Here is an 11759-nt window from a genome sequence, read left to right on the forward strand (position 1 = left end):
GTTTCCACAGGCTGCTCACAAGCACGGGCGCGAATCTTGTCCCATGACCGAGAACGAGAGTCGGCCCGGCCCCGCCTCACCCGGTGGGCACCAGCCGCACCAGCACACCAACCCGCAGTACGGGCCGTACGCGCAGCACGCCTACCAGCAGCAGGCGCCGCCGAATCCGCTCTTCACGCCGCCGCCGGGTCCTCAGGCGCCCACGGCGCTGAAGGCCAAGCCGCGCAAGGGCGGCCGCGTCGCGATGATCGTCAGCGCGACCGCGCTCGGTGCCGCGCTGGTCGGTGGCGTAGGCGGCGCGGCGATCGTCGGGCTCACGACGAACTCGGCGGACGGCGCGACGACGTCGGTCACCACGCCGGCGGCGAACGGGCAGACGGTCTCGAACCCGACCTCCGGCGACGTCAGCGCCGTCGCGGCGAAGGTGACGCCGAGCGTCGTCCAGATCAACGTCACGACCGACCAGGGCGAGGCCATCGGCTCCGGCGTCATCCTCACCTCCGACGGCCGGATCCTGACCAACGCGCACGTCGTGAACGGCGCCCAGAACGTCGTCATCACCACATCCGACGGCAAGAAGTACCAGGCCAGCGTGGTCGGCGCGGACACCAAGGCGGACATCGCCGTGGTCCAGGCCCAAAACGCCAGCGGCTTGACGGCGGCGAGCCTGGGCGACTCGAGCAAGCTTGTCGTCGGCCAGGAAGTGGTCGCGATCGGCTCGCCGGGCGGCCTGCAGAACACCGTCACCACCGGCATCGTCAGCGCGCTGAACCGGAACCTGTCCGACATCGGGCAGGGCGAGCAGCAGCAGCGCTCGCCGTTCAGCCGCACGTCGAACCAGAGCGAAGACTCGCCCAGCTACACCGCGATCCAGACCGACGCCGCGATCAACCAGGGCAACTCCGGCGGCGCGCTGGTCGACGCCCAGGGCAACGTGATCGGCATCAACTCGGCGCTCTACAGCCCGTCGGCTTCGGCCAACGGCGCGGCGGGCAGCGTCGGGATCGGCTTCGCCATCCCGATCAACGACGCCAAGAAGATCGTCGACCAGATCGTGAACAACTAGGACGCGGACGGGCCGTGGTCGGGGCGGCCCGTCCCCCCGCTTCGGGGAGCGGGAGAACACGCGAAGGCCGTTTCGAGAGTCAATCGGGGGCTCTCGAAACGGCCTTCGTGCTGCTCACAGCTCGTACGTGAGCGTGAAGGTGTGGTTCTGCCCGGCGTCGATCTCGATGCTCGCCGTCCCGGAGATCCCGGTCAGCTCGCCGAAGCCCGAGCCGGTGAGGATCTTCAGCGTCAGACCGGAGTCGTCGGCCGAGTGGTGCAGGACGAAGCCGCCCTTGCGACCGTCGACCGAGACCTCGAGACGTTCGAAGGCGACGTACGCGCGCGAAGCAGCGTTGGACGCCGACAGCATCTCGACGGTGCTGGTTCCCTCGACCGCGCCGGTGAACGTCTTGGCGATCGCCACCCGGGCGAATTCCGTGCCGGCGGCCTCGTCGGAGGCCTGCGGCTCCCACTTGTCGAGGACGAACGACGCGGTGGCAGTGCTGGTCATGGCTGGTTTCCTTTCGCGGATGCCCCCAGCCTGCCAGCCATACCTGACAGGTTGCGTCAGGTATTCCTCAGCGCCTCCGGTTGCCGAACAACCCGCGCGTGATCTCCCGGCCGAGCGCGCTCGCCGCGGACCGCATGAACGACTTCACGGCCGGGTTCTTCATCGCGGACTCGAGGAAGCCGGGCTCGTCCTTCGCGGGCGGCGGCGGTTCCGGAGCGGCCTCGGGCGATGGCGGAGGAGCCGCGGCGACCTTCGCGGCCAGCTTCTCGTACGCCGATTCCCGGTCGATCGTCTCGGCGTACTTCGCGTGCAGATCGGACGAAGACACCGCCGCGGCGACGGCCTCGTCGCCGATCGAGCCCATCTTCGACCGCGGCGCCCGCAGCCGCGTCCACGCCACCGGCGTCGGCGCACCCCGCTCCGACAGCACCGTGACGACGGCCTCGCCGATGCCCAGCGACGTCAACGCCGTGTCGAGCTCGTAGAACTTCGTCTTCGGGTAGGTCTTCACCGTCTTGGCCAGCGCCGCCTGATCGTCCGGGGTGAACGCCCGCAGCGCATGCTGGATCCGCGCGCCGAGCTGCGAAAGCACGGCGTTCGGGATGTCCGTGGGCAGCTGCGTGCAGAAGAAGACGCCGACCCCTTTCGACCGGATCAGCTTCACGGTCTGCTCGATGCGCTCGAGGAACGCCTTCGACGCGTCGGCGAACAGCAGGTGGGCCTCGTCGAAGAAGAACACGAGCTTCGGCTGGTCGAGGTCGCCCTCCTCGGGCAGCTCCTCGAACAGCTCGGCCAGCAGCCACATCAGGAACGTCGAGAACAGCGCCGGCTTGGCCTGCAGGTTGTCCAGCTCCAGCAGCGTCACGACGCCCTTGCCGTCGCGGGCGCGCATGAGGTCGTGCACGTCCAGCTCGGGCTCGCCGAAGAAGTCCTCGCCGCCCTGGGCCTCCAGATTGGACAGCGCACGCAGGATCACCCCGGCCGTCGCCGCCGAGACCCCGCCGATGCCCTTGAGGTCCTCCTTGCCCTCGTCGCCGGTCAGGTGCGTGATCACCGACCGGAGGTCCTTCGTGTCCAGCAGCGCAAGGCCGCGCTGGTCGGCCCAGTGGAAGATGAGCCCGAGCGTCGACTCCTGCGTCTCGTTCAGCCCCAGCACCTTGGCCAACAGCACCGGCCCGAAGCTCGTGACCGTCGCCCGGATCGGCGAGCCCTTCCCACCCGTGCCCAGCGACAGGAACTGCACCGGGAACGCCGCGCCCGCCCAGTCGTCACCGAGCTCCTGGGCACGCTTCGTGACCTTGTCGTTCGCCTCGCCGGCCGCGGCCAGCCCCGACAGGTCGCCCTTGACGTCGGCGAGCACCACCGGCACACCGGCCGCCGACAGCTGCTCGGAGATCAGCTGCAACGTCTTCGTCTTGCCCGTGCCGGTCGCCCCCGCGACCAGCCCGTGCCGGTTCAGCGTGGCCAGCGGCAGGCGCACGGCCGCCGCCGCGTCCACCTGCCCGTCGATCACCACCGCGCCCAGCTCCAACGCGGCGCCCTCACTCGCATAACCGGCGGCGATCTCGCTCGCCGGCGACCCCTGCTCGGTCACTCGCAGCTCCCCGATCGTGTGTCCTGGACCACATTGGGAGCGTAACGCGCCGTACGCGCAGGTAACGCCCTTCACATCCCCGTGTCGGGTTAGGGTCACCAGGTGACCGACCGCCTAGTCTGGATCGACTGCGAAATGACGGGGCTCGACCTCGGCAAAGAAGCGTTGATCGAAATCGCCGCCCTCGTCACCGACGCGGACCTCAACGTGCTCGGCGAAGGAGTCGACATCGTCATCCACGCCGACGAGGACAAACTCGCCGGGATGCCCGAAGTCGTCCGCGAGATGCACGCCCACTCCGGCCTCACCGAAGAAGTCCGCCGCTCCACCGTGACCCTCGAAGAAGCCGAACGCCGCGTCCTCGACTACATCCGCGAGCACGTCCCCGAATCCGGCACCGCACCCCTCGCCGGCAACTCCATCGCCACCGACCGCGGCTTCATCGCCCGCGACATGCCCGCCCTCGACGCCCACCTCCACTACCGCATGGTCGACGTCTCCTCCGTCAAGGAACTCGTCCGCCGCTGGTACCCGCGCATCTACTACGCCAAGCCCGAGAAAGGCCTCGCCCACCGCGCACTCGCCGACATCCGCGAATCCATCGGCGAACTCGACTACTACCGGCGCGTCGCCTTCGTCCCCCAGCCCGGCCCCACCAGCGACGAAGCCAAGGCCGCCGCCGCTGAAGTGCAGGAACAGCACCAAAGGTGACCCCCTGAAAACCGGTCGAGGGCACCCGCTACGATTACAGCCAGCGAGGTGATCGCAAGCGGATCCCCTCGGCGATGGTGGGCGTAGCTCAGCTGGTAGAGCACCTGGTTGTGGTCCAGGAGGTCGCGGGTTCGAAACCCGTCGCTCACCCCATCACCCCAGTTTGGTCGGGCCCTGGCGGGCCCTCCCCCGAGCTGGGGTTTCGCCTTTTTGTGGGGGTCGAACCCCCACACCCCCGCCGGGGGCTCGCCCCCGGACCCCCATCCGTGTGGCTGAGTTGCGTTGCCGGGTGCCGATTGTGCAGTTGGTCCTTTTTGGGGCCTTTGCGTTGGTCCGTTCGTGGTAGGGCTCACGACTGGATGGCTCAGCGTGCGGGGTTGGGGGTCTCGTTGCACCTTGGGGTGGTGGAACGTTCAGGTGCGAAGGTCAGGGGTCGGAAGAAGAAGCTTCGGTATGAGGACATCACCGTTGTCGATCAGTCGCTGCTGAAGCGGGCTGTGGGGGCTGCCGCTCTGGGCAATGCCATGGAGTGGTTCGACTTCGGTGTCTATGCCTACATTGCCGACACCATTGCCGAGGTTTTCTTTCCGGCCAGTGTCTCGCCCGGGGTTCGGCTGATCGGGACCTTCGGGGCCTTCACCGCCGCCTTCCTGATGCGGCCCCTCGGAGGGCTCGTGTTCGGGCCGCTGGGGGATCGGATCGGGCGGCAGAAGGTTCTCGCCGTCACCATGATCATGATGGCCATCGGGACCCTGTGCATCGGGTTGATCCCGTCGTACAGCTCCATTGGGGTCTGGTCGCCGATTCTGCTGGTGCTTGCGCGGATGGTTCAGGGGTTCTCCACCGGTGGGGAGTACGGGGGCGCGACCACCTTCATCGCCGAGTACTCGCCCGACAAACGGCGGGGGTTCATGGGGTCCTGGCTCGAGTTCGGGACGCTGTCCGGGTACGTGCTCGGGGCGTCCGTCGTCACCGGGATGAAGGCCTGGGTGCCGCACGAGACGCTGCTCGACTGGGGGTGGCGGGTTCCGTTCCTGGTCGCCGGGCCGCTCGGCATCATCGGGCTCTACATGCGGCTCAAGCTGGAAGAGACGCCGGCGTTCCAGAAGCACGCCGAGGAGGCCGAGAAGCGAGGACGGTCCGGGGAGCCGTTCTGGAAGATGTTCACCCAGTACTGGCCCGCGCTGCTCATCTGCGTCGGCCTGGTGCTCGTGTTCAACGTCACCGACTACATGCTGCTGTCGTACATGCCGACGTACCTGTCCGAGCAGCTGCACCTCGACGCCACCCACGGGCTGCTGCTGATCATCGTCGTCATGGTCGTGATGATGCTCATCATCATGGTCGGCGGGCGGATCACCGACCACGTCGGCCGCAAGCCCGTGATGATGGCCGGCTGCCTCGGGTTCCTCGTGCTGTCGTGGCCGCTGATGCTGCTCGTGCACGACGGCGGCCTCGTCCTCACCTTCCTCGGGCTCATGGGCCTCGGCCTGCTGCTGCTCTGCTTCGAGGTGTCGATGCCCGCGGCGCTGCCCGCGCTGTTCCCCACGGCCATCCGCTACGGCGCGCTGTCCATCGCGTTCAACATCTCGGTGTCGCTCTTCGGCGGCACGACGCCGCTGGTGATGCAGTCGCTGATCTCCGCCACCGGCCACGACTTCTGGCCGGCCTGGTACCTGATGGCGGCGGGCGCGATCGGCGCCGTCGCGGTGTTCTTCAGCCGCGAGACGGCGAACAAGCCGCTGTGGGGCTCGGGGCCGGCGGTGTCGACCGAGGCCGAGGCGCGGGAGCTGGTCCGCGGGTCGGGCTAGTTCGCCGCCGTCCGCCACTCGTCCCAGGACAGCTGCCACACGCTCCAGCCGTCGGTCGGCTCGAGCTTCGGGCCACCGCTGTTCTGCACCGTGATGATGTCACCCTTCTTCGAGGTGTCCATCAGCCACTTCGTGTTCTCGGTGGACAGGTTCAGGCAGCCGTGGCTGACGTTGCTGTGGCCCTGCTGCCGCACCGACCACGGCGCGGAGTGGTAGAAGATGCCGCTCCAGGACAGGCGGACCGCGTACTGGACGAAGGTGCTGTAGCCGCCGGGAGCGTCCTCGGGCACGCCGTAGGTGGCGGAGTTCATCGTGTAGCCGGTGTGCTCGCTCATCACGGTGTAGGTGCCCTGCGGGGTGTTGTGCCCGGGCTTGCCCATGGAGGTCGGCATGGTCTTGACCTCCTTGTCGTTGATGCTGACCTTCATCTGGTGCGTCCCGCCGTCGGCGACGGCGACGAGCTTGTCGCCGACCGTGCCGGTGACGGTCTTGTCCTCGCGGCCGTAGCTGCCGCCCCCGAGCGGCTTGCCGTAGACGGCGGCGTCGACCTTGATCTTCGTGCCGCTCTTCCAGTAGTCCTTCGGCCGCCAGGTGACCTGCTTGTCGCCGGACCAGCGGAAGGCACCCTCGGCGGCCGGCTCCGCGGTGACCTTCAGGGCCTTCTCGGCCGCGGGCTTGTCGGTGACGTTGCCGGTGAAGGTGAAGATCAGCGGCAGCCCGACCCCGACCGTCTCGCCCTCGACGAGGTTGACCGAGACGCCGAGCTGCCGGGCGGGCTTCACGGTGCTGAAGGTCGACTCCGACGTCACCGGCTTGCCATCGGTGCCGGTGGCGGTCGCGGTCAGCTTGTAGGTCTTGTTGTAGCCGAGCGGCTCGGCGGAGTCCCACCCGGAGCCGTCGGCCCGCGCCTTGCCGGCGACGGGCTTGCCATCGGCCCCGGTGAGCTTGACGTCCCCGACCTTCCCGTCCTTGACGGCGACGCTGACCGGCTCCCCCGGCGCAACGTCCTTCGCATCCTTGGCGGGCGTCAGGCTGAGCACGGCGGGCTTCGGCGCAGGCTTGGTTTCGCCGGCCGGCGGCGCCGTCTGCTTCGGAGGTTCACCCGAAGGGTTACCGCTGCACCCGGCCACCGTGAGGCCGATCACCCCCGCGGCCACCAGCAGCCGCGCCTTCATACCCCGCATGCCCACCCGCCTGTTTCGCCGTCGATGTCCGGCTCCAGTGTGCCCGACCAGCCGGGACACCGGGGCGGCAATGCCGGAACCCGCTTAGGGGACCCCCCTGAAACAGGCCTCGGCGCGGGGTGCTAATCTTTTCCACGTCGCCGAGGGAAGCCTCCGGCAGACACCGGCGCCATTAGCTCAATTGGCAGAGCAGCTGGCTCTTAACCAGCGGGTTCGGGGTTCGAGTCCCTGATGGCGCACAGTTGGAAAGCAAAGCCCACCAACAGATTCCCTGCAATTTAGGGGTCACTGTTGGTGGGCTTTGCTTCTGCGTGCAGCCCGGGTGCAGCCGACGTGTCGCCCCGATTCAGTGACTGGCCGTCACCAGCCGTGCCCGTGGTGACCCGCTGCGCTGACGGGGCACCACCACCTTGTGGATCTTGGCCCCGTGCTGGTACCCCGCGCGCCGGACCAGCGCCGCCGTCGCATCCGCCGCCTGCTGCGCCAGGCAGGGCGGGACACTGGTGTAGGTGTCCGCGGTGAGCACGATGCTGGAATGCCCGAGCAGGGCCTGCACCACCTGCAGCTCGTTCCCGGCCGCCAGCGACAGGGTCGCCGCACCATGCCGCAGGTCATGGAACCGGATCGGCGGCAAGCCGGCCTCGTCCACCAGAGCCTGGAAGGTGCGGGAGACGTAGCTCGGGCTCCACGACCGGCCCTGATCATGAGAGAACACCCAATCCCCAGCCGGGTCCTCCCGGGCAAGCCGGCGCAGCAAGGCAGTCGTCCCCCGATCCAACGCGACGATCCGGCAGCTGGCGTCTGTCTTCGGCAGGCATACACCCCGGCCATCACGTTCGACCAGCTGCCGCACCACCGACAACGTCCGATTTGCCAGATCGACATCGCACCAGCGCAGACCGACCGCCTCCCCACGTCGCAACCCCAGCAGAGCCGCCACGTGATAGAGCGGGTACAGCTGGTGATCGCGGACCTGCTCGAGGAACGTCGCGGTCTGCTCGGCCGTCCACACCGCAACCGCCGGACGTTCCCCGGTCCGGCGCCACAGCTCGACCCGGGCCTCGGTCCACACCACCGCCCGAGGGCGACGCGCCGAGGGCAACTCCACCCACCGCGCCGGATTGTGCGTGATCAATCCACGCCGGATCGCACCGTTGAGCGCGGCCCGCAGCACCTCACGAATCCGCTGCACCGTCGTCGGCGACAACGGCCGCGACCGCACCACGTTCGCCCGCAACAACGCCGTGAACGCCGCCTGCACCTTCCCGATCGTCAGCTCCGGCAGCGCGAACCCACCCAACCGCGGCTGCAGATAGTCACGGATCAGCTGCTCATACAGCTGACGTGTCGACGGCCGGAGCGTGTTCCTCGTCGCCAGCCACACATCCAGCCACTGGCCCACCGTCACCAAGGCCCGCCCAGGATCCACATCGTCACCCAGCCAGAACCCCCGCGCACGTTCCGCCGCAGCCCGCGACGCAAACCCGCCACGCTGCACCCAACGACGACCACCGTCCCGGCCCGCCGCCAGCTCGACCACGAAATACCACCGCCCGTGCCCACGCTCACCAGCCGCGGACAACGCAACCCCCAGCGGCGACCATCGTCCGGATTGACGCAACCACACCGCTTGAACACCCGCCCACCTGATCGCTTCGTCATGATTCCTCCGTCCACAGAGCACACCAACACATCAACGATGCGCGCGTCATGCGAAACTCTCCAGTTTCGACGACAAGACAAATTGCGCGACGGAGCCCAAGACCATGGGATTTCCGAGACGAGGCGTACTCGATACTGTCGGCCACGCCTACCGACCCGTCACGCCTGCTCGCCTGCCCCAGTGCGAACAGGCTGCGTGATCGCCCGAGCTACACAGGGTCAGTGACGCAAAGTGCCACGGTGGGCGATCTGGCTTACTAGGTCAGCCCCGGCGTACCAGAGGTTCGATCTCACGCTGTTCGGCAGCAGGTTGCTCCCAGGCCTCCGAGCCCCGTCCCAGATCACCTGCACACGACGCCGCGGTGTCACGGGCGCTCGAAGTCCCGGTCCTGCCGGAGATCGCGGGTTGGCAGCACGGTGTGCCTTCTCGGGGTCGCGCCGGACGATGATCCGGAACAACGGCGCCGGCACGACCGCGACAACAGGCCGTCACCGCTCTCCCATAGCAGCTGCAGGTAGCCGTTGATGAGGCGGTTGGGACCGGTGTCGAGGATCGTGCGGCCAACTCATCGGTGCACCAACGCCTAATACCCTGATGGGACGGTCGTACGCGTCAAACCTGGGACAGCGCGCTGAACAAGCTTACGGTATCTCGCCGCTAAAATGCTCGAAAATGGCCGAATTTGCTTACTTGTAGATGCAGTAGCAAATCGCTGACACTCACATTAAGACAAGAACGACCCGCAAGATATTCATCAGCTTTTCACCAGAGTTCCACCTGGCGATCTGGACAGAGGCGACCACCAAGGAGCTCATACAGAATCGATCTGAACCGATTCGGACAATCGATTATCTTTGAGACACCTACCATCACCTCTTTGACATCGTCGAAATGCCACCCGATGCCATAGAGAACAGGCGGTAAAGCGCCTTTCTAACATCCGAATCTCGATCAAGTCGTTCCAATGACGTGAATCTCATCGGATCAAGGTCGACCGTAGCGACTCCGCCCGCATCCTCACTGTTCGAGGCGGAGAAGATCGCCAAGCATCGATAGGCTCGCACGGATCCCTCCCTCTCCTCGCGCATCAGCGACTGCAGAAACACGCTATCATCCTCAACCTGGCCACGAAGAGCACTGACCGAGGTCCAACGAGCAGAAAAACCCTGCCGCTCCGCATCCAATTGAATTTCTACCAAAGTATCAAAATCAATTCGACATATACGGAAGTCCGGATCGGCCGAACTAATCATTGTCATCTAAGAACTATCCTCCACCGTAGACGTCGATACGAATGGGCGTATTTGGATCAAGGCTTCCATTGCTGATTCTTCTTTGGATTTCATCCCATCGATGATGTCCACCTAGAATCGTGCCACTTCGCGATACTACGATCCCCTCCCCTTCTGCCACTCCGTTGATGCCACGCAGAAGCTCTTCGTTGCTCAATTCCTCATGATACCACTGCGACGCAGGGTCTCGAGTCGCTTGACCAGGCCTGTACTTCCCGGCCAGATCAGCAGCCTTTTCAGTGCGCTGCGACCAGTTGCCACTTGCAGCAGCAACCTTGCCTGCCTTCGCAGCTTCCTCAGCGGCCTTGCCAACCTTCCCTAAGCCGCCACCCGGAACCATCGAAGCAGCCAGTCCCACACATGCATCAGTATGACCTGTCGCACACTCGGGGATGTCCGCGAGGAAGACATTATAAATAAAGCCCGCTAATCCAGTGAGTTTCCCACCCATTCGACATTCATCTGCAGAGCCTCCCAGCGCATCGCACACCAGAGTGTTCGGCCAATCGGCAGTCGCAGCGAAGTCTATCGCTTCCTGCCACGTCAGTGCGCTGGACCCTTTATAACCGGAGTCAACGAACATCTTAAATTGTTCCTTGGACAGCCCGTGGCCTGCTGCGGGCCTCGCAAGCATTTCCTCGCGCGGGGAACGCTGGCGCTGTACAGGGGCGCGTTTCCAGTTGGTCTTGACTCCGGCGTTGTAGTTCCGGGCCCGCGCGGCCTTGGCTGGGCTCATGCTGGCGATCGCGTCCTGGCCGATCCAGGCGGGGCGGCCATCCATCTGAAGGATCAGACCACTTGGGTCACTGAAGTTGATCGGCGAGTTGTTGGCGTAGCTGTAGCCGTTGATCTGCTGCGGACTGAAGAAGTCCGTGATCAGGTCGAGGGAGACGAACCGGCCCAGGTCGGCGTCGTAGTCGCGGGCGCCGAGATGAGTCAAGCCGGTTGCCTGATCGATCGTGCCGCCGACGAACCCGCGTTCACCGGGCAACTCACCGCTCATTCCACGCGGAGACCCGAACGGCGTCTGCCGACGCTGCTGGACCTTCGGCTCGGCGGTGTCGTCGGTGACGCTGATCGCGATCTGGGTCGTGCCCTGGTGGTCACCGGCCAGCCAGCTCAGCTTTCCACCAGTCCGCACCGCAACCATCGCGCCACCGTGGCTGTAGTAGCGGGTCGTCTTAGCGGTCCCGGACTGCTTGTCGACCCGGACCTCCTGATCACCCAGATACAGGGTCGTGCCGGTGGGATCCCGACGAATCAACCGCCCACCGTCGGCGTCGTAGAGAAAGCTGGTCTGCGAGCTCCCCTCGGTGACCGTGCTGAGCCGACTCTCCGTGTCCCAGTCCAGCATTTGCTGCGCCGTGGCGCCAGGGCGGGTCTTGGTGTTGCCGACCTGGTCGTACGTGTACTGGCTCGTGCCGGCGGAACCGGACGAGGTGACGGAGTTCAGGATGTGCGGTTTCGGGGTTCGGTCAGCCGTTGCAGGTAGCCATCTCGGATCCCCTCACCGAGCACAACAAGATATCTTTAGCAGATCAGCCACCATAGAGCTTCTCGCGCATCCGATCGTTCATCAAATATATCCGTCGATGCAGGTACCCCGGCCATTCCTTATCAGTATCACCAAGATACTTGACAACTTCGAAAACTACATCCTTATCCAGAAGTCCAACGGTTGCAGATTCGACATCAGAGACTAGTTCATTGAGATCGTCATCGACAAGGTGATTATCCTCTGATATGCACGCGTGAATTACCACCCTTTGCGCCTTCACCTCCACACTGACTCCGAGCAATTCAGGCCCAAGCAATCCAACAGAGGCCTGAAGAACTATTCCAACCGCATCACTCTCCCAAACGTCGAAACCCTCACCCTTCTCGACCCGCGGAGCAGAGTCCGGCCGATCAATTCCCATACCTTTACCCCATTGCAAAATAGTTCA

At 65.6% G+C, this 11759-nt stretch carries 10 protein-coding genes and 2 tRNA genes; 5 read left to right on the forward strand and 7 right to left on the reverse strand.

Annotated elements, in window-relative coordinates; genetic code table 11:
- Window positions 1–43 precede the first annotated feature (43 nt).
- The gene (locus BLW76_RS38485; RefSeq protein WP_091316835.1) at window positions 44–1066 is read left to right on the forward strand and encodes a S1C family serine protease; all 1023 of its coding nucleotides are present in this window, start codon (window positions 44–46) and stop codon (window positions 1064–1066) included.
- Between the two features lie 114 nt (window positions 1067–1180).
- On the opposite strand, the gene BLW76_RS38490 is transcribed toward BLW76_RS38485, so the two are convergent.
- Window positions 1181–1558 (reverse strand): DUF3224 domain-containing protein, encoded by a 378-nt coding sequence (locus BLW76_RS38490; protein ID WP_091316837.1) that lies wholly within the window; start codon window positions 1556–1558, stop codon window positions 1181–1183.
- Between the two features lie 67 nt (window positions 1559–1625).
- The gene (locus tag BLW76_RS38495) at window positions 1626–3152 is read right to left on the reverse strand and encodes a helicase HerA-like domain-containing protein (protein WP_091316839.1); all 1527 of its coding nucleotides are present in this window, start codon (window positions 3150–3152) and stop codon (window positions 1626–1628) included.
- Between the two features lie 102 nt (window positions 3153–3254).
- Between BLW76_RS38495 and orn the strand changes: the two genes are divergently transcribed.
- The 3 genes from orn (at window position 3255) to proP (ending at window position 5674) form a co-directional block, all read left to right on the forward strand.
- Window positions 3255–3863 carry an oligoribonuclease gene (orn, locus tag BLW76_RS38500; RefSeq protein ID WP_091316840.1) on the forward strand — a complete coding sequence of 203 codons (609 nt, stop codon included), beginning with the start codon at window positions 3255–3257 and terminating at the stop codon, window positions 3861–3863.
- A gap of 77 nt (window positions 3864–3940) precedes the next feature.
- Window positions 3941–4016: transfer RNA gene (locus BLW76_RS38505), tRNA-His, on the forward strand.
- Between the two features lie 206 nt (window positions 4017–4222).
- Window positions 4223–5674 carry a glycine betaine/L-proline transporter ProP gene (proP, locus tag BLW76_RS38510; RefSeq protein WP_091316842.1) on the forward strand — a complete coding sequence of 484 codons (1452 nt, stop codon included), beginning with the start codon at window positions 4223–4225 and terminating at the stop codon, window positions 5672–5674.
- On the opposite strand, the gene BLW76_RS38515 is transcribed toward proP, so the two are convergent.
- The gene (locus tag BLW76_RS38515) at window positions 5671–6858 is read right to left on the reverse strand and encodes a L,D-transpeptidase family protein (protein ID WP_208613473.1); all 1188 of its coding nucleotides are present in this window, start codon (window positions 6856–6858) and stop codon (window positions 5671–5673) included. The two genes, proP and BLW76_RS38515, sit on opposite strands and share 4 nt — an antisense overlap.
- A 166-nt stretch (window positions 6859–7024) precedes the next feature.
- Between BLW76_RS38515 and BLW76_RS38520 the strand changes: the two genes are divergently transcribed.
- Window positions 7025–7097: transfer RNA gene (locus BLW76_RS38520), tRNA-Lys, on the forward strand.
- A gap of 107 nt (window positions 7098–7204) precedes the next feature.
- Here BLW76_RS38520 and BLW76_RS38525 read toward each other — a convergent pair.
- The 4 genes from BLW76_RS38525 to BLW76_RS48150 all read right to left on the reverse strand — a co-directional run bounded on the left by BLW76_RS38525 (window position 7205) and on the right by BLW76_RS48150 (window position 11732).
- Window positions 7205–8398, reverse strand: coding sequence for a tyrosine-type recombinase/integrase (locus BLW76_RS38525; protein ID WP_167384873.1), 1194 nt, complete (start codon window positions 8396–8398; stop codon window positions 7205–7207).
- Between the two features lie 992 nt (window positions 8399–9390).
- Window positions 9391–9780 carry a hypothetical protein gene (locus tag BLW76_RS38530; RefSeq protein ID WP_091316845.1) on the reverse strand — a complete coding sequence of 130 codons (390 nt, stop codon included), beginning with the start codon at window positions 9778–9780 and terminating at the stop codon, window positions 9391–9393.
- 7 nt (window positions 9781–9787) lie between these two features.
- A complete protein-coding gene (locus BLW76_RS38535; protein ID WP_482746700.1) occupies window positions 9788–11269 on the reverse strand; it encodes an RHS repeat domain-containing protein in 1482 nt (493 codons plus the stop codon).
- A gap of 82 nt (window positions 11270–11351) precedes the next feature.
- Complete coding sequence (locus tag BLW76_RS48150) at window positions 11352–11732, reverse strand: hypothetical protein (protein WP_143060765.1); 381 nt, start codon at window positions 11730–11732, stop codon at window positions 11352–11354.
- Window positions 11733–11759: the final 27 nt, after the last annotated feature.

The sequence above is a fragment of the Amycolatopsis tolypomycina genome (assembly GCF_900105945.1).
GTDB classification, from domain to species: domain Bacteria; phylum Actinomycetota; class Actinomycetes; order Mycobacteriales; family Pseudonocardiaceae; genus Amycolatopsis; species Amycolatopsis tolypomycina.